General features: G+C 38.5%; 30 protein-coding genes. 17 read left to right on the forward strand and 13 right to left on the reverse strand.

Annotation, left to right across the window (positions count from 1 at the left end):
- The first annotated feature begins 82 nt into the window (after positions 1-82).
- The 4 genes from NIZ91_05005 to NIZ91_05020 all read left to right on the forward strand — a co-directional run bounded on the left by NIZ91_05005 (position 83) and on the right by NIZ91_05020 (position 2457).
- Positions 83-1066, forward strand: a complete 984-nt coding sequence (locus tag NIZ91_05005; protein USY56018.1) for a Gfo/Idh/MocA family oxidoreductase — start codon at positions 83-85, stop codon at positions 1064-1066.
- A 403-nt stretch (positions 1067-1469) separates the two neighbouring features.
- Positions 1470-2078 (forward strand): sigma-70 family RNA polymerase sigma factor, encoded by a 609-nt coding sequence (locus tag NIZ91_05010; protein ID USY56019.1) that lies wholly within the window; start codon positions 1470-1472, stop codon positions 2076-2078.
- On the forward strand, positions 2065-2211 hold the full coding sequence (locus NIZ91_05015) for a YvrJ family protein (protein ID USY56020.1): 147 nt from the start codon (positions 2065-2067) through the stop codon (positions 2209-2211). The genes NIZ91_05010 and NIZ91_05015 overlap by 14 nt, the downstream gene beginning before the upstream one ends.
- Positions 2212-2217: 6 nt before the next feature.
- Positions 2218-2457 carry a helix-turn-helix domain-containing protein gene (locus tag NIZ91_05020; GenBank protein ID USY56021.1) on the forward strand — a complete coding sequence of 80 codons (240 nt, stop codon included), beginning with the start codon at positions 2218-2220 and terminating at the stop codon, positions 2455-2457.
- Positions 2458-2522: 65 nt separating this feature from the next.
- On the opposite strand, the gene NIZ91_05025 is transcribed toward NIZ91_05020, so the two are convergent.
- From NIZ91_05025 to NIZ91_05045, 5 genes are all read right to left on the reverse strand, one after another.
- Positions 2523-2708 carry a twin-arginine translocase TatA/TatE family subunit gene (locus NIZ91_05025; protein ID USY56022.1) on the reverse strand — a complete coding sequence of 62 codons (186 nt, stop codon included), beginning with the start codon at positions 2706-2708 and terminating at the stop codon, positions 2523-2525.
- Positions 2709-2766: 58 nt separating this feature from the next.
- A complete protein-coding gene (locus NIZ91_05030) occupies positions 2767-3081 on the reverse strand; it encodes a multidrug efflux SMR transporter (GenBank protein USY56023.1) in 315 nt (104 codons plus the stop codon).
- A 1-nt stretch (position 3082) separates the two neighbouring features.
- Positions 3083-3424, reverse strand: coding sequence for a multidrug efflux SMR transporter (locus NIZ91_05035; protein ID USY56024.1), 342 nt, complete (start codon positions 3422-3424; stop codon positions 3083-3085).
- Between the two features lie 24 nt (positions 3425-3448).
- Complete coding sequence (locus tag NIZ91_05040; GenBank protein USY56025.1) at positions 3449-4039, reverse strand: TetR/AcrR family transcriptional regulator; 591 nt, start codon at positions 4037-4039, stop codon at positions 3449-3451.
- Between the two features lie 77 nt (positions 4040-4116).
- Complete coding sequence (locus tag NIZ91_05045) at positions 4117-4779, reverse strand: hypothetical protein (GenBank protein ID USY56026.1); 663 nt, start codon at positions 4777-4779, stop codon at positions 4117-4119.
- 687 nt (positions 4780-5466) lie between these two features.
- Between NIZ91_05045 and pgsB the strand changes: the two genes are divergently transcribed.
- The 6 genes from pgsB (at position 5467) to NIZ91_05075 (ending at position 11828) form a co-directional block, all read left to right on the forward strand.
- Complete coding sequence (gene pgsB, locus NIZ91_05050; protein USY56027.1) at positions 5467-6648, forward strand: poly-gamma-glutamate synthase PgsB; 1182 nt, start codon at positions 5467-5469, stop codon at positions 6646-6648.
- A 16-nt stretch (positions 6649-6664) separates the two neighbouring features.
- On the forward strand, positions 6665-7114 hold the full coding sequence (pgsC, locus tag NIZ91_05055) for a poly-gamma-glutamate biosynthesis protein PgsC (GenBank protein ID USY56028.1): 450 nt from the start codon (positions 6665-6667) through the stop codon (positions 7112-7114).
- Between the two features lie 71 nt (positions 7115-7185).
- Complete coding sequence (locus tag NIZ91_05060; GenBank protein USY57092.1) at positions 7186-8376, forward strand: CapA family protein; 1191 nt, start codon at positions 7186-7188, stop codon at positions 8374-8376.
- A 21-nt stretch (positions 8377-8397) separates the two neighbouring features.
- Entirely contained in the window at positions 8398-9963 is a 1566-nt protein-coding gene (locus NIZ91_05065; protein ID USY56029.1) for a gamma-glutamyltransferase, read from the forward strand.
- A gap of 16 nt (positions 9964-9979) precedes the next feature.
- Complete coding sequence (locus NIZ91_05070; protein ID USY56030.1) at positions 9980-10177, forward strand: CapE family protein; 198 nt, start codon at positions 9980-9982, stop codon at positions 10175-10177.
- Between the two features lie 91 nt (positions 10178-10268).
- The gene (locus NIZ91_05075; GenBank protein USY56031.1) at positions 10269-11828 is read left to right on the forward strand and encodes a gamma-glutamyltransferase; all 1560 of its coding nucleotides are present in this window, start codon (positions 10269-10271) and stop codon (positions 11826-11828) included.
- Between the two features lie 14 nt (positions 11829-11842).
- Here NIZ91_05075 and NIZ91_05080 read toward each other — a convergent pair whose 3' ends face one another.
- Positions 11843-12304 (reverse strand): staygreen family protein, encoded by a 462-nt coding sequence (locus NIZ91_05080; protein ID USY56032.1) that lies wholly within the window; start codon positions 12302-12304, stop codon positions 11843-11845.
- A 160-nt stretch (positions 12305-12464) separates the two neighbouring features.
- Between NIZ91_05080 and NIZ91_05085 the strand changes: the two genes are divergently transcribed.
- The 3 genes from NIZ91_05085 to NIZ91_05095 all read left to right on the forward strand — a co-directional run bounded on the left by NIZ91_05085 (position 12465) and on the right by NIZ91_05095 (position 14241).
- Complete coding sequence (locus NIZ91_05085) at positions 12465-12632, forward strand: hypothetical protein (protein ID USY56033.1); 168 nt, start codon at positions 12465-12467, stop codon at positions 12630-12632.
- Between the two features lie 342 nt (positions 12633-12974).
- The gene (locus NIZ91_05090; protein ID USY56034.1) at positions 12975-13448 is read left to right on the forward strand and encodes a hypothetical protein; all 474 of its coding nucleotides are present in this window, start codon (positions 12975-12977) and stop codon (positions 13446-13448) included.
- A gap of 109 nt (positions 13449-13557) precedes the next feature.
- Positions 13558-14241 (forward strand): haloacid dehalogenase type II, encoded by a 684-nt coding sequence (locus NIZ91_05095; protein USY56035.1) that lies wholly within the window; start codon positions 13558-13560, stop codon positions 14239-14241.
- A gap of 31 nt (positions 14242-14272) precedes the next feature.
- On the opposite strand, the gene NIZ91_05100 is transcribed toward NIZ91_05095, so the two are convergent.
- From NIZ91_05100 to NIZ91_05110, 3 genes are all read right to left on the reverse strand, one after another.
- Positions 14273-15382, reverse strand: a complete 1110-nt coding sequence (locus NIZ91_05100) for an AI-2E family transporter (GenBank protein USY56036.1) — start codon at positions 15380-15382, stop codon at positions 14273-14275.
- Positions 15383-15437: 55 nt separating this feature from the next.
- Entirely contained in the window at positions 15438-15932 is a 495-nt protein-coding gene (locus tag NIZ91_05105) for an NUDIX hydrolase (protein USY56037.1), read from the reverse strand.
- A gap of 307 nt (positions 15933-16239) precedes the next feature.
- Positions 16240-16413: a Fe3+ hydroxamate ABC transporter substrate-binding protein gene (locus tag NIZ91_05110; protein USY56038.1), complete on the reverse strand. Its 174-nt coding sequence runs from the start codon at positions 16411-16413 to the stop codon at positions 16240-16242.
- A gap of 469 nt (positions 16414-16882) precedes the next feature.
- On the opposite strand from NIZ91_05110, the gene cls reads away from it, so the two are divergent.
- Together cls and rpiA are read left to right on the forward strand one after the other, a co-directional pair.
- The gene (cls, locus tag NIZ91_05115; GenBank protein ID USY56039.1) at positions 16883-18391 is read left to right on the forward strand and encodes a cardiolipin synthase; all 1509 of its coding nucleotides are present in this window, start codon (positions 16883-16885) and stop codon (positions 18389-18391) included.
- 15 nt (positions 18392-18406) lie between these two features.
- Entirely contained in the window at positions 18407-19075 is a 669-nt protein-coding gene (gene rpiA / locus NIZ91_05120) for a ribose-5-phosphate isomerase RpiA (GenBank protein ID USY56040.1), read from the forward strand.
- Between the two features lie 33 nt (positions 19076-19108).
- Here the strand turns inward: rpiA and NIZ91_05125 are convergent, their stop codons facing one another.
- Entirely contained in the window at positions 19109-19702 is a 594-nt protein-coding gene (locus NIZ91_05125) for a YdbC family protein (protein ID USY56041.1), read from the reverse strand.
- 140 nt (positions 19703-19842) lie between these two features.
- Here NIZ91_05125 and NIZ91_05130 point away from each other — a divergent pair, with 140 nt between their 5' ends.
- Positions 19843-21729, forward strand: a complete 1887-nt coding sequence (locus tag NIZ91_05130; protein ID USY56042.1) for a hypothetical protein — start codon at positions 19843-19845, stop codon at positions 21727-21729.
- Positions 21730-21829: 100 nt separating this feature from the next.
- Entirely contained in the window at positions 21830-22732 is a 903-nt protein-coding gene (locus NIZ91_05135; GenBank protein USY56043.1) for an NAD(P)/FAD-dependent oxidoreductase, read from the forward strand.
- Between the two features lie 30 nt (positions 22733-22762).
- Here the strand turns inward: NIZ91_05135 and NIZ91_05140 are convergent, their stop codons facing one another.
- From NIZ91_05140 to NIZ91_05150, 3 genes are all read right to left on the reverse strand, one after another.
- On the reverse strand, positions 22763-22951 hold the full coding sequence (locus NIZ91_05140) for a hypothetical protein (GenBank protein ID USY56044.1): 189 nt from the start codon (positions 22949-22951) through the stop codon (positions 22763-22765).
- A gap of 314 nt (positions 22952-23265) precedes the next feature.
- Entirely contained in the window at positions 23266-24519 is a 1254-nt protein-coding gene (locus NIZ91_05145; protein USY56045.1) for a peptidoglycan-binding protein, read from the reverse strand.
- Positions 24520-25027: 508 nt separating this feature from the next.
- The gene (locus tag NIZ91_05150) at positions 25028-25738 is read right to left on the reverse strand and encodes a M50 family metallopeptidase (GenBank protein ID USY56046.1); all 711 of its coding nucleotides are present in this window, start codon (positions 25736-25738) and stop codon (positions 25028-25030) included.
- Positions 25739-25831: the final 93 nt, after the last annotated feature.

Consider the following 25831-nt stretch of genomic DNA (forward strand, 5'->3'; position numbering starts at 1 on the left):
GAATTATTAAAACGATTTCATTGCACTTTTAATTTGAACCAGGCTACAATAAGACGTATATGTAAAAAAAGGAGTGAATCAAATGATTCGTTTTGGCGTTATCGGAACAAACTGGATTACAGAATCATTATTAGAAGCAGCAAGTCACGTAGAAGACTTCAAATTAACCGCTGTGTACTCAAGAACAGAAGAGCGCGCACAGGAATTTGCTTCTAAATATAACGTAACAACAACGTTTACTAACCTAGAAGAAATGGCTACAAGCGATCAACTCGATGCAGTTTATATTGCGTCACCTAATGCGTATCACGCTGAACAAGCAATCTTATTCATGAAAAATGGAAAGCATGTTCTATGTGAAAAGCCACTTGCAGCCAATGCCACGGAAGTAACGCAAATGATTCAAGCTGCAAAAAACAACAATGTTTTATTAATGGAAGCAATGAAATCTACGCTTATGCCAAACTTTAAAGTCATTGCAGAAAATCTACATAAAATTGGGCCGGTTCGTCGTTATTTTGCGAGCTACTGTCAATACTCTTCTCGCTACGATAAATATAAGGAAGGCATTGTACTAAACGCCTTTAATCCTAAATTCGCTAACGGTTCTCTTATGGATTTGGGCGTATACTGCTTATATCCGCTGATCACATTATTCGGTGCTCCAAAAGAAGTTAAGGCAACTGGTGTTATGCTGGAATCAGGTGTTGATGGAGAAGGTGCTGTAGCCCTATCATATGATGATAAAGACGCTGTCGTGATGTACTCTAAAATCACAAACTCACACCTTCCAAGCGAAATTCAAGGTGAAAAAGGCAGCATGATTATTGATAAAATCAATAGTGCCGAAAAAGTAGAAATTCGCTACAACAATGGTGAAGTAGAAGAACTTACAGTCGAACAGAATCATCCGTCGATGTATTATGAGATAAAAGAATTTGTCGACCTGTTAAAGAGTGGGCAAACAGAATCAACTGTAAACTCATTTGAAAATTCATATGAAACAATGCATGTGATGGACAAGGTTCGCAGTCAGCTCGGCCTCGTTTTTCCAAACGATAACTAATACATATCAACAAAGAAGCAGAAGGATTACCTCTGCTTCTTTTTGATTTTTGAAATAAACGCTCCCCACTAAGAAATACGTAAGCTCGATTAGAAATGGTAGGGACTAATTTTTAAAGTAAGTATCTCCTAACAGAGAAGCGAAACTAAACACAAAAAGAAGAAGCCAGTCCAAAATGTCACTTTTCCATTAATAATAGATGTTTTAACGTCGGAATCTTTTTATCCATATTTTCATATATAGGATTAATTTATTGGTAATAACATGCTTGAAAACCACAGTTTGACTTTTAACATACTTATCCTTTAATATAAAACAAGAACAAATGTTCTTGTTTTTGTTGTTTTTTTCTCAGCTTATCCCTTTTTATTTACTATATTTAAAAAAATAGGAGGTTATTTATATGGTTAATGAATCTGTACATCATCTTATCCCCCCATATTTAGAAACATCTTTTTCTGCATTTTACCGAAAAAATAGAGCAGCACTTTCTTCTCCTTTATTAAAGAACTTTTTAAAAAATGATCATCACTACGATTTATTACAAATGACGTTTCGCCACAAGAGTGAGCACTACGCTTCGTTAGTGGATGAAGTGTTCAAAGAATTTTATAGTGAAATTCGCTTTTTGTCTTACATTTCAATGTTATGTAAGCACTTTGTACGGGATAAAGTGCAGCTTTACCAGAAGACACAGTATGTAAAAAGCTTGGATCAGCCGATTGTAATGGAAGAGCAGCGAACGTACGGCGAAATGCTTGGTGTAGCAGATCGAGACTGGTGGAATAGATCATTTTTAAGCCATCAAATTGAAGATGAAGAGCTTTATAAAGCATTCGTATCCTTGCCTTGGAAGCAGCAGTTTATTTTGCATCTTCGCATTGTTGAAGGATGGACCAATGGTGAAATTGCTTCTTTTTTTCATGTTTCGCCTCAGGCCGTTTCTTTTAAGTATCGACGCTCACTTATGCACTTAAAACAACAATTAGAAGGAAGGGATGCACATGGTTGAATGGTTATCCGTTATTAATCAAGTTGGCTTTCCTATCGTGGTTTCGTTTTACTTATTAGTGAGGCTTGAAGCAAATATTAAGCAGCTGGAAGAAGCTGTAGAAAATCTTTCAAGTGACTTAAGAAAGAAGTGATGATGAATGACAACTCTTTATAAATTAATTGAACGAGTGAAAAAAGATGATGAAAAAGCTGTTGAAGAACTTCTGCAAAGACTATCCCCGAAAGTGAAGAAAGCAGCTCAAACAGCGTGCACAACAGAACGCGAAGACATTAAGCAAGAGCTGAATGTTAAAATTGTCCAAGCAGCAAAAAAATTTAGTGTTGAGTATACACCAGGTTTTTGGGAAACTGTCTTAAAAGAAGAGCAGCAAAAGTAGTAAATAAAAAGCAGATGTCTACATGGACATCTGCTTTGTTTATGTGTTATGACTAAGAAGTAGGGTCATACTTGCTTTTGTGTTTTCTTTGTCTTATCATCTTCATCGTCTTCCATCATTCCTTTGGTAGCAAGCTTAAACTCTCGCAGCGTTTTTCCTGCTGCTTTTCCAAGCTCAGGCAGCTTTTTCGGACCGAATAAAAGCAAAGCAACAAAGACAATTAGCGCAATTTCTCCAAAACCAAGGTTCATGGTCATCGTCTCCTAGTCAAAGAATAGATACAAGTTCATTATAGCATGGATTATGTTGTTAAGATGTGAATTTTAATCCAATTACGCCAATGACGATAAAGGAGATAAATAAAAGACGCTTCCAATCTTTCTTTTCATTAAAAAGAAACATCCCTAACAATACGCTTCCTACCGCCCCAACACCAGTCCAAATGCTATACGCCGTACCAATTGGGATTTCGCGTAGAGCTAATGAAAGTAAATAAAAGCTCGCAAGGCTAAATACGCTAAACCCAATAGAAGGAAGCAGGCGCTTAAAACCATCTGACAGTTTTAAAAAGATAACAAAACCAACTTCACATATTCCTGCTCCAATTAAAGCAATCCAAGCCATATTAGCCTTCCTCCTTTACATCGTCTTCGCTTGATACCAGTTTAATGCCAACAATACCAACAAGCATCAATACCAAGAAAAAAATTCTTGTTAAGCTTGCATCTTCGTTTAAGGCAACCATTCCAATGACAGCTGTTCCAGCTGCGCCAATACCTGTGAAAATGGCATAAGAAGTCCCAACTGCAATGTCTTTTAGTGCTTTTGAAAAGAAGAAAAAGCTGATGACAATCGCGATTAATGTTGCAACAGAAGGCCAAAACTGCGTGAAACCTTCTGAATACTTCAACCCCATCGCCCACACAATCTCAAACAAACCTGCAATAATTAAATAAATCCAAGCCATGAATAAAACTCCTTTATTATTCTTTTATTCCTTTTTAATACCTAACCAAAAAATGCTCCAAGCATCTTCTATTTTGGTAGAATAGCGCTCTTGGTCGTAGTAAAAGCGTTGAACAAATAGCCCATCCGTTAAGCAATAAAAACTGTTAATGTAGCGGTCAATTTTCTCGTTTCGCATCGTTCCCTCCGTAATACCTTGTTCAAAGATGGAGGTTAATAATCGATCAGATAACTCTTCACTTGCTAAAAAACGTTCTTTTACAAAGGTTTGCAAATGAAAAGGAGGAAACATAATTAAGCGCCTATACATTTGCCCAAAGCTATCTTCTTGTAGCGCAAAGCAGAGCTGAAATAAAAATTGCTTTAACTGATCAGGAGCGGGTGCATCTTTCTGTTCATCAAAAATCTTCTGCATCTTTTGAGTAAAAACAGCTACTAGGTCATCGACCGTAGCTAAAAAAAGCTCATCTTTATTTTTGAAATGTGCGTATAACGAAGGTTTTTTTATGCCTACTTGCTCAGCGATATGGGCTAAAGAAGTGTCAGTGTAGCCTTTCTCGCCGAAAGCTGTCATTGCGACAGCTTTTATTCTGTCAACGGTTGATGGATGCTCCATACTTTATAACCTCCCTTTTAATCTACCTAACGTTCGGTAGGTAAAACTATATCAAACTATAAAAAAAGAAGCAAGGCTTATCCTGCTTCTTTTGGAAGGAATTTTGACATGGTCATAAATAATGCTGTCATAAAAATAAGTTCAAATGTATTCGTTACGGCACCGCTCTCGATTGGGAGCGGCATAGCACTTCCTAGAATCATTAAAATAACGCCAAGCATCATCACGCTCCATTTAGTATGACGAAAAAGTGAGATGCTCACTAGCAGTAAAATAAACGTAACGATTAACACCATAATTGGTGGTCCACTGCTCCCACCAACTAGTGTATAACGAAGCACGCCGTATTCTACTACTGGTTGAAGGGTTTGGTGCGTAATTTCTGTGAGTTCATACAGAATTAAGGCAATGGTAATAAGGAGAAAGCTATAAAGAGTAACGCTTTTCTTGGCCCATTGCAGTTCCGCATGCCTCCCAATACCCAAAGCAAAAAGCACAAGAGTGGGAGTGAAGAAAGCATGACCTAGAAACCTCCATAAGTTTAGCGTCTCAAGAGTTGATCCTTCGCCGATAAATATGCCTGTTGCTAATAGACCGTTATCATAAATGAGTCCCAGCGTCACGACTAATAAAAAGTATGCAAAAGATTGATTTATACGATTCCTATAAAGAAATAAGCCCCAGCCTAACAAGGCGATGTATAAAGCAGTAAAAGAAAAATAAAGCGCGGTATCGACCATTAAGTATTCACCCTTTTTATTGAATTTATATTTGTCTACGAGCTTTATACCCAAAATATTTAAAGCCCAATCCTAAAAAAGAACATCTATCTTCCTAAAAAAGAACTGGTTATAAAGTTTGTCTATGTATGTGAATTTGGTAGTTAGTGTACCCTTTCTGACTACTCTCTTTGTGAGTCTATTATATTATATATTTTACTTTTTCTTTAATGACTATAGGAATATGTTCATTTTAGTGAAAAGTCAGTATTTTAACAGTTTCTTTAGAAAGACATGAAGCAAAAAGTAAAATTAAGTTCAGTTTTAATCTTTTTATGGGTTTTACGTTACAGGAATGTTTCATGTGTTAAAGATATTGCATCTTCGTAATGTAGATGTGTAAAAAATATAAAAAAAGATAAAGGATTAAAGGGCTTTTATTAGGCGAATGGTCACAAAGTATAGAGGAAATGCTTAGAAACAACAGGGTTATGAAAGTTCCTTGACCTTTCATAACCAATACAAAAAACATGTATCGTTTGAGCTATTGACCGTTTCTTCGTACGAGTGGTAGGTTTAGACCTGTTGAATTTGGTGCTCGAGCCCAAAAGTAAAAATGAAATTAGACAAAGAGAAGAGAAACGAAATCGCAGATGAACGCTAACTGTTTCAGCGGTCAGCGCTATTTTGGAAGGAGAAGGATAAGAGATGATCTTAATAGTCCTATGCTGCTTATTTTTACTAGGCTATGGCATTTGGGAGTATCGTAGACATTTGCGTAAACTACGTTCAATTCCAGTTCGAGTAAATGTTAACGGTATTCGAGGGAAATCAACTGTTACGCGTCTAATAACAGGAATTGTAAAAGAAGCAGGTTACAAAACAGTTGGGAAAACAACTGGTACCCAAGCACGAATGATTTATTGGCACACTTCAGAAGAAGAACCGATTATCCGTCGTAAAGAAGGGCCAAATATTGGTGAGCAACGACGCGTTGTAAATGAAGTTGCTGATATGGGAGCCGAAGCACTTATATGTGAATGTATGGCCGTTCAGCCAGATTATCAAATTACATTTCAAAATCAGCTTATTCAAGCCAAAGTGGGCGTTATTGTAAACGTACTAGAGGATCACATGGATGTAATGGGCCCAACTTTAGATGAAGTTGCCCAAGCTTTCCTAGCAACAATTCCTTATGATGGACACCTTGTTACAATTGAAGGTCCTTATTTAGAGTATTACAAAAAGGTTGCAGCAGAGCGAAATACAAAAGTAATCGTGGCTGATAATGATCGTATTTCTGAAGAGTATTTACGTAAGTTTGATTACATGGTATTCCCGGATAATGCTTCAATCGGTTTAGCTGTTGCTGAAGCACTAGGTATTGATGAAGAAACGGCAATGAGAGGAATGCTAAACGCTCAGCCAGACCCAGGTGCAATGAGAATTACGAAGTTTGGAGATACAAGCAATCCAGCGTTCTTAGTAAACGGATTTGCAGCCAATGACGCTTCATCAACACTTCGTATTTGGGAGCGCGTAGATTCTATGAACTACAGTCCTAAGCTTCCGATTGTCATCATGAACTGCCGCCCTGACCGTGTGGATCGTACAGAACAATTCGCAGTGGATGTAATGCCTTATATAGAAGCAGACGTGATGATTGCTATTGGTCAGACAACCTCACCTATAGCGGATGCTTATGCAAAAGGAACGTTACCAACGAAAGAGTTCTGGGATATGGAAGGTGCATCAACAGAGGAAATCCTTGAGCGCATGAAACCATACTTAAAAGATCGCATTGTCTATGGTGTCGGAAATATTCACGGTTCAGCAGAGCCGCTTGTAGAAGCGATTATTGAAATGAAAACGATGAAAAAAGCAGTTTAATCTAGGAGGCCATTTCATGTTCGGATCAGATTTATATATTGCCCTTGTATTGGGTATAACGCTCAGCTTAATTTTCACAGAAAAAACAGGTGTATTGCCTGCTGGATTAATTGTTCCAGGTTACTTGGCACTGATTTTTGATCAGCCAATGATGATTGTGGTTGTATTCGTTATTAGTTTACTAACCTATGTAATTGTTGTTTATGGTATTTCAAAAGTAGTTATTTTATATGGACGTCGTAAGTTCACCGCAATGTTGATTACAGGAATTGCAATTAAAGTTATTTTTGATTATTTCTATCCAGTCCTACCATTTGAAATATTCGAGCTACGCGGTATCGGGGTTATTGTACCAGGATTAATCGCTAACTCTATGCAAAAACAAGGTGTACCATTAACAGTTGGGACAACAGTATTACTAAGTGGAATCACATTTGGTGTAATGCAAATTTATTACCTGTTTTAATAAAAAGATAGAAGAAAGGAGGGCCAACGTCAGTGAAGAAAAAACAGCTTAACTTTCAAGAGAAAGTATTAATGTTTATTAAAAAAACAAAGCCAAGCAGCGGAAAGCAAGCACTTATCCTTACACCTATTTTAATCCTTGTTTTGGCACTAGCAGGCTGGGTTCAGCGTTCGGATGCGCTTCAAGATCCTAATCTTGCAAAAAAAGAGTCCAGTGATGATATCACCTTAACAATGGTTGGAGATATTATGATGGGTCGACATATTAAAGAAGTGACAAGCCGTCACGGAGAAGACTTTGTATTTCGCAATGTTCAGCCTTTCTTTGATGAGTCTGACTATGTAAGTGGAAACTATGAGTCTCCAGTTTTAACAAATAAAGAAAGTTCTTATGAGAAAATTGATAAAAGCATTCACTTATACAGTGAAGAAGAAGATTTAAAAGCTGTAAAAAATGCAGGCTTTGATGTATTAAACCTAGCCAATAACCATGCGATGGACTACGGGACAAAAGGTCTTGAAGATACGCTTGCATCTTTTGAAAAAAATCGTATGAACTATGTTGGTGCGGGTCGCAATAAAGAAGAAGCAAAGCATGTTTCATATAAAGAAGTAGATGGTGTAAAGATTGCCTCTGTTGGGTTCACAGACGTATATGTTGCCGGAATGAAAGCAGGCAAAAACAACCCTGGAATCTTGGATACAGATCCAGATGTTATCTTTGAAACGATTCAAGAAGCAAAAGAAAATGCAGATTTAGTTGTTGTAAATGCGCACTGGGGTGCAGAGTACGACGTAGAACCGAGTGAACGTCAACAAGGATTAGCAAAAGCGATGGTTGATGCAGGTGCAGATATCATTATTGGACATCACCCACACGTTTTACAATCATTTGATGTTTATAACGGCTCAATTATCTTCTATAGTCTAGGAAACTTTGTTTTTGACCAAGGATGGTCAAGCACGAAAAATACAGCAATGGTTCAGTATAACCTAAACAAAGAAGGTCAAGCTACGGTAGACGTCATTCCAATGGTGATTAAAGAAGGTACTCCAACGCCAACGGATAACCCATGGCGTATGAAGCGAATCTACAACGACTTAACAAAGTATGCATCAAATGAAGGTCGTTTAGAAAAAGAAGATAAGAAATTCCAAATTAAGCTTGATCACTCACACGTAATGAAACGATCACAGGAACGCCAAAATCAAAGTGAAGACGCTCCTGTTAACAACAAAGAAGAGGTATACACACAACAATAATTCAGCTAAAGGAGATGAAAGATGATGAAAAAACGAAAATTGCTTTTTGTAGCTGTTATCATCTTCTCTCTCATTATTAGCGTCGTAGCGTATCAATTTTTGTTTCCTAAAAAAGAATATGCCGTTAGTACGTCCGATCCTTATGCAACAAAAGTTGGGATGGATGTACTGAAAAACGGTGGTACTGCTGTTGATGCAGCGATTGCAATCTCCTATGCACTAGGCGTTGTCGAGCCATATGGCTCTGGTGTCGGTGGAGGCGGTGGCATGCTGATTGATCCAGCCGACGGAGATTCTACGTTTATTGATTATCGCGAAGTCGCTCCGAATTCAGATAAAGATGAGCAAGAAGGAGTTCCAGGATTTGTAGCGGGAATGGAATATATTCATCAGAACTATGCAACAAAACCAATGGGTGAACTAATGAACCCAGCCATTTCCTATGCCAGAGATGGCTTTAAAGTAGATCAAGATCTTCATGACAGGTTAATTTCCTATCAAAAAAACTTAGATGAAGATGAGCTTGAGCAGTTTTATCCCAATGAAGAAGCCATTAAAGCAGGGAGAATTTTGAAGCAAAAAGATTTAGCTAAGACCCTTACAGCGATTAAAGAAGAAGGTGCTTCTGCTTTTTATCGTGGGGATATTGGTGATGAGCTTGCTGATGAGACGGAGATTTCCAAAAAAGACTTGCGCGATTATGAAGCAATTGAGCGAAAGCCTTTAGAAACCAACTATAAAGGTAATCGCATTATAAGTGCTCCGCCACCGTTTTCAGGCGTAACGCTTATTCAAATGCTAAAGCTAGCAGATGAAGAAAAGATTTGGGAACTAAAAGGTGAGAAACCAAGCTTATTTAATCACTATTTAGGTGAGATTTCCAAAGTAACTTATCAAGATCGATTAGATAAAGTGGCTGATCCATCTTTTATTAAACAGGCTCCTGAAGACTGGATTGATGATCGTTACGTTCATTTGTTAGGCAATAAAATTAATGAAACACGCACGAAAAAAACGAAAGTTAGCGATGTGGAAGAACACGAAAGTACAACACATTTTGTTGTAATTGATAAAGAAGGAACGGTTGTTTCTACAACTAATACGCTAAGTAACTTCTTCGGAAGTGGAAAAAACGTTGAAGGCTTCTTTTTAAATAACACGCTTGGTACTTTCGGTGAAGGCATCAATAAAATCGAAGAAGGTAAACGACCACGTACCTTTACAGCGCCTACTATTATCCGCGGTGACGACGACGAGTGGGTAATGGGAATCGGTACACCTGGAGGAAATCGAATTCCACAAGTATTAACGCAGGTACTAGGCAACTATTTTGATGGTGGTCAATCAATTGATAAAGCAGTGCAGTCAAGCCGCGTCATTTTTGATTCTGACAAACTTTACCCTGAGAAAGAGCCAGAAAATAATGTGAAGGATCGCCTTAAAACGTATGGTTATGACGTCAAAGAAAACGATAATCCAATGTTTTACGGAGGCGTACAAGCCCTCATTCAAGACAGGAATGAGCATACGATTTCGGGGAGTGCAGATAAAAGAAGGCATGGTTTGTGGGATAAAAGTACAGAATAATTGAGGAGGAATAGTCATGGTAGTTAAACGTATTGTAGGAGTAGTAGCTCCAGTTGTCATTGTAGCAGGAGTTGTTGTTACGTTAGGAGCTTTAAAGCATCCAACAACTTTATCAACAATTGAAGAGCAGAAAATTGAGAAAAACTTAAAGATGATGGAGCAAACTGAACAACAAACAACAGCTGAGCAGCCTTCATTATCTTTAAATAAGTAAGTAAATCATCGCCGGTTAGCATGATAAAAAAGGCATCGTCATACACGATGCCTTTTTTATACTACATACAACAAAGAAAGAAGTGAACAGCATGTGGAATAAAAGGAGAGCTCTTATAGGAGGAGTTTCTTTATGTGTATTAATTGCGGGTTCAGTATGGTTTGTTCGTAATAACGATGAAAATAACACGCCTTTATTTAGCAATGGTGACTCATCTTATGGAGTTAGCTCTTCCAATCCCATTGCTGTTGATGTAGGTATGAACGTATTAAAAGAAGGAGGCAACGCTGTAGATGCAGCAATTGCTGTATCTTACGCGCTGGGTGTTGTCGAACCGTATGGCTCGGGCATCGGTGGAGGTGGTGGTATGCTGATTGCTAAAGAAGGTGAAGAGCCAACCTTCATTGATTATCGTGAAGTAGCACCAAGCTCTTTAAAAGGGAAAACAGGAGTTCCTGGCTTTGTGGCAGGAATGGAATATGTGAATAAAAAGTATGGAACAACGTCTATGACAAAGTTAATTGAGCCTGCTATTGAGTATGCCGAGGAAGGTTTTAAAGTAGATGACCTCTTAGCGAGTCGGTTATATTACGCAAGTGGACGAATGGACGCTGGCAATTTACCGAACTTCTTTCCAAAGGGAGAAGCCATAAAAGCAGGAGAAGAGCTAAAGCAACCTGAGCTTGCCGAGCAGTTAACATACATTAAACAAAACGGGGCCGCAGGTTTTTATCAAAAGGACATTGCTAAACGTCTAGAAGAAGAAACAAACATAACGTTAGAAGACTTACAAAATTATGAAGTAGAAGAAAGGAAGCCGGTTATTTCAACATACAAAGGAAATGAAATCATTGCCGCTCCACCTCCATTTTCAGGTATTACCGTTATTCAAATGTTAAAAATGATGGAAAAAGAAAACGTTAACATAGACGAGCAAGACGTAGATTATGGGGCTATTAAGAAAATCAAAGAAATAGCGTATGCTGCTAGAGTAAAAGAGATTAGTGATCCTGCTTTTTACCCGCAGGATGTAGAGCGTTTCCTTAGCAATGAGTATATTGAAAGCTTATTAGACAACTCGGAAGAACGAGCAGTGGAGAGTTCTGACCAAGAGCATGAAAGTACAACGCATTTTGTCGTCATTGATAAGGAAGGTACAACCGTATCTACAACCAATACGCTAAGCAACTTTTTCGGGCTCGGTAAGCAGGTGGATGGCTTTTTTCTTAACAATAATTCGGATACCTATGGTTCAATCGGCGTGAATAATCCTGAGCCTGGAAAAAGAGCGCGAACGTTTACAGCTCCTTTAATTATTCGTAAGGAAGGCGAGTGGATAATAGGGGTAGGAACGCCAGGAGGAACGCGTATTCCACAGGTATTAAACCAAGTATTAGCCCGCCATTTTCAAGGAGGAGAAGAATTGGAAAAAGCGGTGGAAACGCCTCGTTTTATCTTTGATGAAGAAACTCTTTATATTGAGCCGACTACGCCTGAAGAAGTCATCGAGAGAATGAGCGCTTTTGATGTACAAAGCAAAACAAGCGACGTCTACTATGGAGGAGTCCAGCTTCTTATGCAGGATCTTGGTAGTGGAAAAATCACTGGTGTCGGTGACTCTCGTCGAAACGGTGTGTGGAAGCATAGCTAAAAAGGTAGCAGACGCTACCTTTTTATCGTTTCATAGACTGATGGGGTTTGCATGTAGCGAATCGTATGAAACTCGGAATAATTCGAATGATAATGAACGTAAATCGGAGCTTGATCTAAACTGTGCACTTGCTTAAAGAAGAAATGATCTCCATATCGCAAAGCAGTTAAGAGCACCGGCATCTCTTTGTTGAAAATCGCGTATCGAATGGCTTGAATTGATTTATCGGTATGATGATCGCCAATAAAAACATACAAGTAAAGAGCGGTTGCATCTTTGTAATGAATCCACTCTCCAAACAGCTCGTTTCGCTGTTCATTGAGAACGTCTTTAGCAAATGAAGATCCGATAATTAAATACAAGGAATCCGTTTCAGAGACATAAGTCAGCGTATAGCGCCTTTTTAAAAGAGGTTGGGTAGGAGTTGCTCCTTGTCGGTACGTAACGCTAAACTCTTCAGGATTAAATGTAGCCATCCTGCGTCATCCTTTCATGCTTTTAAGTAGTGTATGCCCGCAGTAGGAAAAAAAGTCATGCAAAACCCTATCCTTTACAACACCTATCTAAAACAGCTAATCTATAAAAGTGTAGGCGACTAACGAGCGCTAAAAAACAAAGTGGAAAAGGGGGAGTCAGATGGAGCCATTCTATATCGTTCTATCCATATTCTTAGCAGCAATGCTTTCATACGACATCGCAAAATTTGTTCGAGGAGACAGGCCCGACTGGAAAGAAGGTCTTGTGACGTTTCTCGTATTTATTGGATTTCTGGCAGCCATGCAAATGGCATTTCAGATTGTATAGAAAAGACCCCTTATAGGTGGTCTTTTTTTATTTTAGACTGTGATGATTGTTAGCGATGACTATTTTGTATTCAATGAGCTATGGTGGAAACAAGTGAATTCGAACAAAAATCATCCCGAGCAGGGTAGTGGTATTTACATTACTCAAAGAGAGAAAAGTCCTCATCAAAAGGTGCCAGATAAAAAAATCCATGATTGAAATGGAAGTTCCACTAAGCAGAAAAAGCAGTGATCAAACGAAGTCCCGTCTTACTCTGCGTTTATTCAATGTGCTAAATGCTTGTTTAGATGAATAAGCTTTATAGTAGAAAATTAAACTACAACTGGCGAAGGAGCAGAGCTTTTGTATAACAAACGAAGGCGATTCATAAAACTAGTGCTCATTATTGGAGGACTGTTATCCTTACTAACATTAGGAGCTTGGGGATTTCAATTTACGTTTTTTTCTTCTACATATCATGCTAAGCATGTTGTTAAGGAATTCTATGATCTTGAGCAGAAAGGGAACTTCTCTGATTCATGGGAGTACTTTCATCCCGCTATGAAAGTTCGTTTTGAGAAGGGAGCTTATATTCAAGATCGGGCACACGTCTTTTTAAATCATTTCGGTGTCGAAACATTTTCCTATGACATTACCGAAGTAGAAAAGCTAGATACGTGGAAAATCACGGCTGATGGTGAAGAGTGGACGGATGTTTATCAAATGAAAGTGATTCAAATTTATAAAGGGAAATACGGAAATTTTTCCATTAATCAATGCGTGTTTGCAGTCAAAACTGAGGGAGAATGGACCATTGCATGGGATTATAATCAATAAAAAAGTGCACAAACTTGAACTGCATCTCTAACTTTTAGACAAAGTTTAATAGTTAGAGATGCAGTTTTTTTTATGGAAACGCCGTTATGTTTTTTAAAGAGGGGGTACAATGAATAATGGAGGAGGTCAGTTAATGAAGTTTAAAGCCATTTTATTTGATGCATACGGAACATTATTTGATGTACATACCGTCATTGAAACCTGTGAAGAATACTATCCTGATAAAGGAACAAAAATAAGTCAGCTGTGGCGTCAAAAACAAATCGAATACGCTATGCAAAGTCAAATTATGGGACGCTATGTTGATTTTTATGAACTAACAAAAAAATCATTACGCTACGCGGTGGATGTTGTTGATGAAGGGATAACGCCTGGAAGTGAAGAAGCGTTACTTCATGCCTATTCCAGACTAAACCTTTATTCTGAAGTGAAACAAGTACTGGCGTATTTAAAAGAAAAAGGCTATCTGCTTGCCATTTTTACAAACGGACCTAAGCACATGATTAATCCGCTTGTAGCTCATCATAGGTTAGCACCTTTGTTTGATGATGTCATTTCTGTTGATGAAATCAAACAGTTCAAGCCAGCGATGGCTAGTTATCACTATGCAGCTAATAAGCTAGAAGTAGAGCGTGACGAAGTGCTTTTCCTATCATCAAATCCGTGGGATATTGCTGGAGCAAAGAATTACGGATTTTCAACCGTGTGGGTAAACCGCCATCATCAAGTACCTGAGCATCGTGAATTAACGCCTAATCGCGTGATTCATGACTTAACGAATTTAGTCAAATAAAAAAACAGGACGCGCGTCCTGTTTTTTTATTCTAGCTGTAGGCCTGCGGGTCTGTTTTGGACCTTGATCGTAACTTGATTAAGCGAACGATATTAAGCACCAATGTCTTAACAACCGCATAGAACGGCACGGCTAAAATCATTCCTAAAATTCCTGCTAAGTTTCCAGCTACTAAGAGTAGTAAGATAATGGTCAGCGGGTGGATATTAAGCTTTCTTCCCATGATAAGAGGAGAAATAACGTTTCCTTCTAGCTGCTGAACAATAACCATTACAATAATAACTAAAAAAGCCTTTGTAGGAGAGTCTAAGATTCCAATAATAACGGCTGGAGCAGCTCCAAAAAATGGTCCTAAGTATGGAATGATATTTGTTACGGCACCAATTAAGCCAAGTACAAGTGCAAATGGTAGCCCAATAATTAAGTAACCGATGGAAGCACATACGCCAACAAACAAGGCAACAAGCATTTGGCCTTGGATATAAGTCGCAACAGTTTCTTTCGTTTCCTCTAAAATCTTTAGACCTTCGTCACGATAAGACGGTGGAAAGAGCTTAACGATATACTTAGGTAAGCTATGTCCGTCTTTTAACATATAAAATAAAATAAAAGGCACAGTGACGATTGTAAGCGTGATGTTAGTCAGAACGCTAAAAATTGTTGATAAGCTGCTTGTGACACCAGTAGTAAGCGTAGATGAAAAGTTTGCAAGAGAGTCTTCAATTTTTTCAATTGATACATATTCCTGCTCAACAATCCACTGAAAACCTTTTGTTTCTGATAAATTATTAATCGCTTCTTGACTCTTATCTACATAAGTTGGGAGCTTGTCCGCAAACTGATTGGCTTCTTTCGAAAGAGCTGGTCCCAATGTTCCAACCGCAAACGAGATGATGCCGATGAAAATGGCATATAATACGAGAATTCCAACCGTTTTAGGAACTTTCTTTTTCTCAAGAAAAAAGACAATAGGACTAAATAAGAAATATAAAAATCCTGATACTAAAATAGGGAAAAAGAGCGTTGTGAAAAAGACAACAATTGGTTCAAATACAAATGAAATTTTCGTGCAAATGTAAATGAACAATGCAATTAGCACAAGCTGAATCGTCCAAAATTGAAACTTTTTTGCTTTTGACACTTCATTACCTCCAAATAACCAATTCAAATAATATCACTATCATACCCTTATTCAATTACTGTTCAAACGTTTTCTTTAACTCCCAGCTATTATAGACTTCTGAGTCATGGGGCCAAACTGAAAGTGAATGAGCTTCAATCGCTTTTAAGACGAGAGGAGAAGCATTGTTTTTATCCAGTTTTTTAATGGGCATCCACAGTGCTTCAGCTGCATCTTGTCCTTCAAATTGACTCGGCATATGTAGCAATTCTCCACCTTTAATCATGACGTAATAAAATACCGCAATATGGTGAACGTGAGTAAACTCTTTCCAAATGCATGGGTACTGGAAATCAGCTGCACCTGCTTGCTTCGTAATACTAACCTTAAAGCCAGTTTCTTCTAAGAATTCTCGCTGCATCGCATCCACCAGCGTCTCGCCATGCTCAAGCTGACCACCAGGTAAATCAAAACGATGAATATAAGGTCCGCGATTTTTGCGAATTACGAGAATCTCTTCATCTTGTATGCAAATGCCATACACTCCAAAGGCACGATCATATCGATCCATTCTATATTCACCCACTTTCTCCAATGGAATAATTCCCATTTTAACACATGTTTCAACTTAACTTTCTAGTGAAAAAGAAGATTCCTGACGAGCTCAGTATAGGAAATTTCATCAAATAATCCTTATTAAAAGTTTTCTCAATAAAGAAGCCCTTGATTGGAATGAAGAATGCGATCCCTTCAGAAAGGGAGCAATTTGAAATGGAAATCACGCTAAGCAGAGAGAAGCACTTTACTTAACACAGAAAAGAATTAAGCTTCAACCTATCTAGTAGGGTGTGACAACGTTTTAGTTAGTTGAATAATGGTTATTTCAATTTATTAGAAAAGCACTCTTCACAAATAAATGTACCTTCATTTCTTAAATATGCTTTAATTTCGGCAAAACCTTTTCGCTTCGGATATTGCATTTTTACATAAGTAACGTCGTCTTCTTTAATTTCTTTTTCACAATATATACATTTAGGTTTAGCCCACAACATTTAATAGTCCACTCTCCTTAGTCTAATCAAAAATCTATATCTATTAATTAATAATACTATAACTTAGGAAATAACCCCCTTTTATTTACCAGTAAGAAAACAGAATATTTATCTAGTGTCATCCTTATATGCCAAGTAGAGAGTGTTTTTAAAGTATTAGAGAAAAGAGCAGCCCTCATCAAAATGTTCCCGATAAAAAAGCCCGTGATTGGAATGAAGAATGCGAGCCTCTAGCAGGACTAGCGAGACAGATGAGACCCAGCAGTATACGAGGAGGCTCAGCGCTCTCCATGCGGAAAGGGAGCAATTTGAAATGGACATCATGCCAATCTGAAAGAGTATCACCATGGAAATCACCGCTCGGTAAGACTATTTTTATGCTCAGATGGAAATGCTGATTTTACAAGGGTTAAACGTATGCAGAAAAGGGAATACAAGAGTAACTAATCAATAGTTTGGAGAATACACAATGAAAAAAAGAAGAGTCGACTTTATCTTTTTATTTCTTATGCTCGTATCTTCCTATCTTTTTTTCTTTACAGATTTATCGAAAGAATGGAAAATCGCGCTAGTTACTTTATATGCGGTGCTAATCTTCGTCAGCATCTATTCCTTAATGCTTGAAAATCGGACGCCTCATAGTACGCTACTTTGGATGTATGTTCTCTTTTTCTTTCCTGTTGTGGGGTACATCTTTTATTTATATTCAGGTCAGCTTTACCTTAAAGGCTACTTATTTAAATCAAAGAGAATGAACAATCGTGAAACACTGAAGCGCATGACGGAAAAGGAAAAAGAAGCAAAGATAGACTTGTCTTCTCTAAGCCCTCATCAACGTTCATTTGCCGAGTATTCGGAACGGGTTTCATTTACAAAGGTAAATAACGGTACGAAAGCAAGAGTGTTAAAAAACGGACAGGAAACCTTCTCTGAAATAACCGCCAGTTTAAAAAGTGCAAAACACTTTATACATATGGAGTATTACATGATTCACTCTGATAAGCTTGGAAAAGAAATTATGAGCTTACTAATTGAAAAAGCTAAAGAAGGCGTCGAAGTTCGCTTCACCTATGATACCGTTGGAAGCATTTCACTATCAGGAGCAGATGTTAAAGAGTTAAGAGACAACGGCGTTAAAGTCTATGCCTTTTCGCCAATTCAAGCCGGCTTTTTTAATCAAAAATTTAACTTCCGCAATCATCGAAAAATCATTGTCATTGATGGTGAAGTTGGTTATGTCGGCGGCTTAAACATCGGCATGGAATACTTGGGGAAAAACAAAGAAATTGGATTTTGGCGCGATACGCATTTAAAACTAGTAGGAGAATCCGTACAAACTCTCCATGCAGTTTTTTTATTTGACTGGGAGTACGTTTCCGGAGAAAATTTAATTATTGAAGAGCGCTACACAAAGACCGTTCCTGTCGTAGGAGATGGTTTTACACAGATCATTGCGACTGGTCCTGATACTCATGAGAATATGAGCGAATACTATTATGCTATGATTGCATGTGCCACAAAATCAATTTGGATTTCAACTCCTTACTTAGTTCCAAATGAAACGATTCGAATGGCTCTTCAAGTCGCTGCTAAAAAAGGGATTGACGTTCGGATTATGGTACCAGAAATCAATGATGGTTTTCTGACTCAGTACGCAACAAGGTCTTACTTTGGAGAACTAATTCGTTCTGGAATTGAGATTTATTCTTATCAAAAAGGCTTTATGCACCAAAAAATTGTCATTATTGATGATGATTTTGCTTCTGTGGGAACAGCTAATATGGATATGAGAAGCTTTCACTTAAACTTTGAAGTAAATGCTTTTTTAATGAATTCAAAAGCTATTCAAGATTTAATCAAACACTTTGAAGAAGATATGGAAGACAGCGAGCTCATTAAGCCCGTTGCTTTCTATAAGCGAGGTCTTATGGAGCGATCAAAAGAGTCCTTCGCACGCTTATTTTCAGGAATATTATAAAGGGGAGGTACGTTTATGGTTGAAAAACAAGCCGTCGGTGAAAAAGCTGCTGAGTTTGTAAAAGACGATATGATTGTTGGTCTAGGAACAGGCTCAACCGTTTATTACACAATTTTAAAGCTTGGTGAACGAGTGAAAAACGGCCTTCGCATACAAGGAGTACCCACTTCGAAAGAAACGGAAAAGCTTGCCCGCCAAGTTGGCATTCCTCTCGTGACGCTGGCAGATGTTAATAAGCTTAACCTTGCCATTGACGGAGCAGACGAAGTAGACAATCAGTTTTCACTTATAAAGGGTGGAGGTGGGGCGCTTCTACGTGAAAAGATGATTGCCAAAGCATCTGAGCAATTTATTGTCGTGGCAGATTCAACGAAACTAGTTCAAACGCTTGGGGCGTTTCCTTTACCGGTTGAAGTGGTTCGTTTTGGGTGGGAAATGACAGCTAAGCACATAAGAGACCTTGGATGTGTGCCACGTCTTCGATTGTTAGAAGACCATACGCCTTTTATTACGGATAATGGAAACTATATAATTGACTGTCACTTTCAAGAAATTAAACGCCCTCATGAGTTAGAAGTAACGCTTAATATGATGCCGGGAGTAGTTGAAAATGGTTTGTTTAATCATCTGACTAGTCGAGTCATTACAATCCGTAATCAGCAAGTCTGTATGATAACACCATAAAAAAGCTATGGCATCTGCCATAGCTTTTAGTCTTTAACGAGATAGAACGTTCCAATTTTGTTCTAGTTTATATATGTACTGGCGGGCTTGCAAAACGTTAGGGTGCACGAGCGTATCAACCGTCTTTGTTGGGCACGCTGCGCTGTAAAGCGTAAAAATGGTTATCTCATTATGCTTTAATGGAGCAACGATATGAGATAAGCACCTGTATGAAGGATTTACTAAACTTTGTACTAATATTTCTACATCTTTTTGATCATAAAAGTCCACTTCAATTTCAGTCTTCATTAAGTAACGTGTTTCCATTGCGCTGCTTCGATAATAATTGTAGCGACCGCCGATAAACTGTGAAGGGTTTGAAATGGATACATCAAGCGCCGTATAGGTTTGATCCTGGTTGCTGCTGTAGAAAATAGAGTCGTGCGTATATTTCATAAACTCTTGATAAGAGTCTTCATCTTTCCATAATGCAATAATGCACGTATCTGTTTCATCTTCAACATTCCATCCCCCTAGCTGTCCAATAAAACCATCGACATGGGCAAGTGCTGCCCAATGCTGTTGAGCATAGGAAAATGACCCCTTTTTATTCACCGGTATGCTGCCTTTTATAATTTTTGTCAACATGCTCTCATCACCTCTTTATCAAAGGTTCGCTCTTTGTTATAAAAATCCTGCCTTCATCCCGAAAATTACAGACATACATACTTCCATCGTCCCATACATTTCAACTATAAGGTCTTGCGATAGAGAGTGGGGGAGATAGAATGAAGTTTTTTCGAGCAAAAGCTTTTCCATCCGTTAGCCGAAAAGGATGGTGTGTGTTGTTTCAGCATCCTTTTCAAACAGATAAAAGCGGAAACAAATACCCGGTTGTGAAACGTTATCTATGTGCTGAACAAGAGGAAGTAGATGTGCTTGTTGAAGAACTGAATGAACTGTTACGTATAGAAGAGTATTGGACAAGCACCGTAAAAGGGCGAGCAAAAGCACGCTACGACCATCGCGTGGTGAACGCATTTTATGATGAAGTGGACGAACCAGATACTCCAACAGTGAACAAAGATACGGATGCTTATCAGATTTCACTAATCGGGGAAGCGGAAAGTGGGAAAACATCCATCGTTCGTGCTGTTTTTGGTATTCACCCTGCGCGCGAAAAATTTCCAATTCGTTTTCGGAAAGCAAGTTACGATACGGTTTATGAAATGACGCATAGCGCCACTTATGAAGCAAAAGTGTCATTTCTGTCACGCCAGCAAGTATATGAAACCCTTGAAAAGACGGTAATTGAAAGTGCTTTGGTTTATGCGAGTGGAGGAACGGACTATGATCTTGCAGTTGCACTTGTGCATGGGAATCCTGAGTTACACTTTGAAGCTTTATTTGGAGAGGTTCCTTATAGTCCTCGCTATTTTACAGAACAATCTTCTACTGCAAAGAGCACAAAGCGAATCTTTCAGTATGTTGAATCCATTAAAAGTCTCACAAATACCGTTTTAGAAGAAAGTACGGAAGTAACAGAGGATTTTGAACAGCTGTTTTTACAAAAAGCGGAGTACCGGCAGCTAATTGAAACGCTCTTAACGTGTATCGAAAGGTCATTTAAAGAAAAATGTGATTTTACTTGGTCATATGGAATTGATGACTGGCCTCAGTTTGCATTCATTTCAACGGAAAGTCGGGCTCATTACTTTACGGCCTTACATCGCTTGACGACAGAAGCGGAAAAAGCAGATGGAGCGAGCTGCTATCCTCTTATTACGTCTATCCATGCCACTATTCCTTCAGTAAAAGAACAGCTTATTGTAATTCAAGATAGTAGAAGAGGAACCAGTCTTCATGATCAAGTGAAAGAAGCGGATCATATTATATATACTCATGATGCTTCACGTGAAATAAAGATTGATAAGTTAAAACGGCTAATTTCATATGGATATGGATATAAGCTGCAGATGATTTTTACTCATGCTGAACGTTTGCAAGGTGAAAGATACGCTGAAGAACGAGCGAAAAAGCATTGTTTATCTGCAGCAATTCAAGCGTGTATTCAGCGAGAAGAACAAGCTGTTGCTACCCAGCTTTCTTATTACCTCACGGCTGTACGTGTAGATATCGCCTCCTATTTAAATCGAAGTGATGAAGACGATCATCAGCTGTCAAAAATGGTTTGCATCAACCAGGTGAGCAGCACTCCAAAACAAGTTGGTGCAGAGCTTAACCCCATTTATCTTAGTATATTGGCTCCTCCAATCATAACGAAGGCTATTAGTCATTTGTATTCGCACCTTCTGCAACAGGACGATAAAGTATTTCCTGAAGAGTTGACGAGTCAGCTAGCGACTGAGCTTTACTATGGATTTGTGACTGAGCCTTCAGGGTGGTCTACATCTTATCATTCAGCCACCGATCGTCAGCGTACGTTCCAAGCCATAGCGAATTCTCTTTTCTTAGCGATTCAAGCATACGTTTTAGAAGAGGGAGTAAATAGAGAGGGGAAGGAATGGGCAGCAATTCAGCGTACAAAAGGTGAAGAAAGAGAGTACTGCGTGAAAAAGTTACTCCAAACAAAAATGAACAAAGAGTTTGAGCGTGGTTTATATTATGTGGTGAAGCACGTGGTGGAAAGTCATGGAGGAATTTTCATTCATTAAAAGCAGCTGATTAAGGCTGCTTTTTTCGTGCGTTCATAATTTGTGCTGAAAACGTACATATTACTACTGGTAAAAAAACTTTTAAGGTGGGCAAATAGCATTGGAAAACTATTATGATTGCATTATTATTGGAGGCGGAATTGCTGGTCTCCAAGCAGCGATTCAGCTTGGGAGATACTGCCACAAAACTTTAGTGATTGATTCCAATGACGGTCGTTCAAATCTATGTAACAGGTATCATAATTTATTGGGGTGGCCAGAAGGTGTAAGTGGAGAAGAACTAAGAGACCGCGGGAAGAAGCAAGCTATGTGCTACAACGTACAGTTTGTAACTGACCGCGTAATATCGGCAGCTAAGCACGAAAAAGCTATTGCTTTAACCACAAAGGCTGATGAGCGTTATCAATGTAAAACGGTTTTATTAGCAACAGGTATTAAAGATCACTTGCCAAGCTTTCCAGAGCTGATTGGTTGCCTTGGCATTAGCGTGTATATTTGTCCGGACTGCGATGGCTATGAAGTAAAAGACAGTCGAGTCATTATAATTGGTAGAGGCGAAGCGGGAGCTAGCCTTGCTTGTACATTGACTCATTGGACAAAAGATATTGTCTATGTTGACGAAGAAATGAAGGTCTTGCCTACTAAGACAAAGCGAAAACTCCAGGAGCAAAAGTTAACGTATAAAAATGAACAAATTAAAAAAGTGTTGGTTGAAGGGAAAAGTCAGTTTAAAGGGATAGAATTGCAAAGCGGTGAAATAATTCATGCCAATCATTGTTTTCTAGCGTTGGGTGGCAATAAGGTGCGAAGTCATCTAGCAGAACAGCTGGGTGTGTATACGACAGAGAATAACCATGTATTAACGAATCATCGAACCAAAGAGACAAATGTGGAAAACGTATGGGCAGCTGGAGATTTAGTTGCTCATTCTGAGCAAGCAGCAGTAGCCATGGGGGAAGGAGTCCAAGCAGCGATTTGGATTCATAAACGTTTGCTAACATAAAAATAACAACCTTCTTTTTTTAAGAGGTTGTTATTGGCTTGTATAGATATGGTGCTTAAACAGATTTACTGCCCCGATAATCGTTCCGATAGGACTAAAGATAAGCAGTGTCCAACCGATTAAGGGTGATACATAAATTTGCATTAAAATGAGTGGAATACTTAAAGAAATAATGACAAGCATCGTGTTTAAACCTAAGCTTTTTCGTAAATTCTCCATTGTTTCTTCTCCTTTTTGAAAGTTCGCCAGCGTTCGGTGCAGACATTCAAAGAAATTGTTAAAATTAAGCGTTAGAAAAAGAACTCAATCATAGACAGTTTCGACTTGTTTCGTAAATCCTTGTGTCTTTTTTCACTATTGAAAATAAGAGTATGTTAAGGTTTTGCAGGCGATAAACAATCTCTTTGTTACGTGAGGTGAGTAGCGCTTGTAAACTTTCACATTCACTTGTATTATGCTAGTCACAATAAAGGTTTATACATAGAGACCATGAAAAAGCAGAGCCTGTAAAGACTCTGCTTTAATTAATCGTATTATTTAGAAGAAAGAGCTTTATATGTGTTTGGACCAACAATGCCATCAGCAGCTAAGCCGTTTGCGCTTTGAAACTTTTTAACAGCAGCGCTTGTATTAGAACCAAACATGCCATCTACGCCGTTTGTATTAAAGCCAAGAGAAGTAAGTTTTTGTTGTAGAGCTTTTACAGCATCTCCTTTGCTACCAAGCTTTAAAGTTGGCCCTGATGTTAAACTAGGGCCTTTGCTGGGTGAAGAAGGCTTGCTAGCTGTTGTTCCGTTTAGTGCTTTTTGTGTAGCCGCATCAACGACTCCAGTGACAGATAGTCCGCGAGCTTTTTGAAACTGACGCAAAGCAGCATCCGTATTATTACCAAAAATGCCGTCAATTCCTTTTGTACTAAAGCCAAGAGAGGTAAGCTTTTGTTGAAGAGCACGCACTTCGTTACCACGGCTTCCTTTCTTTAAACCAGTGCTTGTTGCTGGCGGTTTGACACCTGGTTTTGCTCCATTTAGCGCTTTTTGAGTAGCTGAGTCAACCACGCCGTTTACAGATAAACCGCGATCTTTTTGGAATCTTCTTAAAGCCGTATCTGTATTGTTACCAAATACTCCATCTACCCCTTTTGTATCATAACCAAGAGAAGTGAGCTTTTGCTGAAGAGAGCGAACTTCATTACCGCGACTTCCTTTTTTAAGACCACTAACTGTCGGTTGAGAAGGCTGGCTGCTGTTAGATACTTTGTATCCATTAGCGGCCGCAATCGCGTCAAATGATTTTGAAGAATTGGTAATCACAACTGGAGTTCCTACTGTTACTTGACTAAATAACCATTCCACTTCGTTATCGTACATACGAACGCATCCGCTGCTTATGTACTTTCCAATGGAACTAGGATTATTGTTACCGTGAATAGCATACGTTGTACCGTTTGTACCGCGAGCGTTAATTCCCATCCAGCGATTACCCAGTGGATTTCGCGGATCTCCTCCCGGTATTTTACCTGTATAATAAGGACGATTTACAATCTTATTAACAATACGAAACTTACCCTCAGGTGTAAGTGAATTCGTACGCCCAGTCGCAACTGAAAAGGTACGAACGAGCTTATTGTTCTTATAATAAGCTAATTGATTGTTTGCTTTGTTGATGACAATGAAGTGAGTTGTACTTCCTGCAGCTTCTGTTTTATTTGCGCTGAAGAAAAGAGTTCCCATTACTAAAATTATCGCTAAAAATAAGACACTTACCTTTGTTTTTTTCTTTGCCAACTGACCATCCCCCTTTTATTTTTTGGTCGTTTACATGTGTTGACAACTGCAAATGATTCAAAAAAGATAGCGCTTGCTTTTTCAATATCTAGATGATACCTTGCGTAAAAATAGTACGAGAATGAACGTAAGTGTATAAAGTGAGGAGTATAGGAAACGAATGTTTATGGATCACGTTCACTCCATTTCTAGGAGTAGAATGGCCTAATATATTTGTGTAGGTAATCACGTCCTTTCATAAAAAACTCTAAACTATAATAGTTTTTAATAACTATTATTATACCAGATATAGACAAAATAGGAGGAAGTATCTATCTCTAATTCTCTGTATGAACCCACTATTTTCGACATCTTTTTCTTGTGTGTATGTCAAAATAACTAGATTTTTAACGTCGTTTTTTGACAAGCGTTCGACAGGGGGAGTTGACAGAAAGTCTAAAAAGGAAAAGAGGGAGGTCTTTTTTCCTTTGTATCAATAGTAAGAGCAGCACCAAGTATCGGTGCTGCTCTAGTGTAATAGCGTAACGCTTAAATAAGCTATGTACAAAGCTTGAACGAAAAACAAAAGTCCCCAAATTCGACTTGAAACCATCGTGAGTTCTTTTAAGCTGGTTGCATCACCAGCATGATAAGGTTGCTTGACACTTAATACAAAAATAACAGCTGCTGATAAAACAGACTCAACCAACAAAATAGCTCCAACAAACATCATGCTATACATAATGAGAGTGGGTGAGTTTAGGTAGTAAACGCCTCCTAAAATGGCAAGGATAGAAACAAGCCAAAGTATTCCGTAACGGTTTCTTACTAAGAAAAGAAGGTTAAATAACAAAATGCCTCCTAATCCATAAAACAGTAGGTCGTAGTGATGTTGTACAAGCAGGTAGAAGAATAAATAAGTCATAGCTGAACTGAAAGGGTAACCGGCCAGTGCAATGATAACGCGGGGAAGCCAGCCGCGAGCACCAGCATAGGTGGACGTAATTGCTACTCCTTCTGTGTTTGTGTATAGCTCAATTCGCTTTACACCTTTTCCGAAAATCATCCCCATAAGAGCATGTCCATCCTCATGCAAAAGCGTATTTAAATTGGAAAAATAACGTCCTATATGTGTGAGGCCTTGGTTAAGACCGTGCATTTGCCGGCCGGCTAACGGAATGCCTCTCGTTAAAACAATGGCAAGAACAATAAACGCATACAAAATGGTGTGTTGTGACATAGTATTCTATTCCTTTGCGTATAAAATCAAAAACTACTATTACTTTACCCTGTTTAAAACAGAAAGAGCAATTTTAAATTATTATCTTTACAG

This window comes from Bacillus sp. 1780r2a1 (assembly GCA_024134725.1).
GTDB classification, from domain to species: Bacteria; Bacillota; Bacilli; order Bacillales; family Bacillaceae_H; genus Priestia; species Priestia aryabhattai_A.

Coding starts and splice junctions, on each gene's coding strand:
- NIZ91_05005 (USY56018.1), top strand. CDS start 83: ATGATTCGTTTTGGCGTTATCGGAACAAACTGGATTACAGAATCATTA.
- NIZ91_05010 (USY56019.1), top strand. CDS start 1,470: ATGGTTAATGAATCTGTACATCATCTTATCCCCCCATATTTAGAAACA.
- NIZ91_05015 (USY56020.1), top strand. CDS start 2,065: ATGCACATGGTTGAATGGTTATCCGTTATTAATCAAGTTGGCTTTCCT.
- NIZ91_05020 (USY56021.1), top strand. CDS start 2,218: ATGACAACTCTTTATAAATTAATTGAACGAGTGAAAAAAGATGATGAA.
- NIZ91_05025 (USY56022.1), bottom strand. CDS start 2,708: ATGAACCTTGGTTTTGGAGAAATTGCGCTAATTGTCTTTGTTGCTTTG.
- NIZ91_05030 (USY56023.1), bottom strand. CDS start 3,081: ATGGCTTGGATTGCTTTAATTGGAGCAGGAATATGTGAAGTTGGTTTT.
- NIZ91_05035 (USY56024.1), bottom strand. CDS start 3,424: ATGGCTTGGATTTATTTAATTATTGCAGGTTTGTTTGAGATTGTGTGG.
- NIZ91_05040 (USY56025.1), bottom strand. CDS start 4,039: ATGGAGCATCCATCAACCGTTGACAGAATAAAAGCTGTCGCAATGACA.
- NIZ91_05045 (USY56026.1), bottom strand. CDS start 4,779: ATGGTCGATACCGCGCTTTATTTTTCTTTTACTGCTTTATACATCGCC.
- pgsB (USY56027.1), top strand. CDS start 5,467: ATGATCTTAATAGTCCTATGCTGCTTATTTTTACTAGGCTATGGCATT.
- pgsC (USY56028.1), top strand. CDS start 6,665: ATGTTCGGATCAGATTTATATATTGCCCTTGTATTGGGTATAACGCTC.
- NIZ91_05060 (USY57092.1), top strand. CDS start 7,186: ATGTTTATTAAAAAAACAAAGCCAAGCAGCGGAAAGCAAGCACTTATC.
- NIZ91_05065 (USY56029.1), top strand. CDS start 8,398: ATGATGAAAAAACGAAAATTGCTTTTTGTAGCTGTTATCATCTTCTCT.
- NIZ91_05070 (USY56030.1), top strand. CDS start 9,980: ATGGTAGTTAAACGTATTGTAGGAGTAGTAGCTCCAGTTGTCATTGTA.
- NIZ91_05075 (USY56031.1), top strand. CDS start 10,269: ATGTGGAATAAAAGGAGAGCTCTTATAGGAGGAGTTTCTTTATGTGTA.
- NIZ91_05080 (USY56032.1), bottom strand. CDS start 12,304: ATGGCTACATTTAATCCTGAAGAGTTTAGCGTTACGTACCGACAAGGA.
- NIZ91_05085 (USY56033.1), top strand. CDS start 12,465: ATGGAGCCATTCTATATCGTTCTATCCATATTCTTAGCAGCAATGCTT.
- NIZ91_05095 (USY56035.1), top strand. CDS start 13,558: ATGAATAATGGAGGAGGTCAGTTAATGAAGTTTAAAGCCATTTTATTT.
- NIZ91_05105 (USY56037.1), bottom strand. CDS start 15,932: ATGGATCGATATGATCGTGCCTTTGGAGTGTATGGCATTTGCATACAA.
- NIZ91_05110 (USY56038.1), bottom strand. CDS start 16,413: ATGTTGTGGGCTAAACCTAAATGTATATATTGTGAAAAAGAAATTAAA.
- cls (USY56039.1), top strand. CDS start 16,883: ATGAAAAAAAGAAGAGTCGACTTTATCTTTTTATTTCTTATGCTCGTA.
- rpiA (USY56040.1), top strand. CDS start 18,407: ATGGTTGAAAAACAAGCCGTCGGTGAAAAAGCTGCTGAGTTTGTAAAA.
- NIZ91_05125 (USY56041.1), bottom strand. CDS start 19,702: ATGTTGACAAAAATTATAAAAGGCAGCATACCGGTGAATAAAAAGGGG.
- NIZ91_05130 (USY56042.1), top strand. CDS start 19,843: ATGAAGTTTTTTCGAGCAAAAGCTTTTCCATCCGTTAGCCGAAAAGGA.
- NIZ91_05140 (USY56044.1), bottom strand. CDS start 22,951: ATGGAGAATTTACGAAAAAGCTTAGGTTTAAACACGATGCTTGTCATT.
- NIZ91_05150 (USY56046.1), bottom strand. CDS start 25,738: ATGTCACAACACACCATTTTGTATGCGTTTATTGTTCTTGCCATTGTT.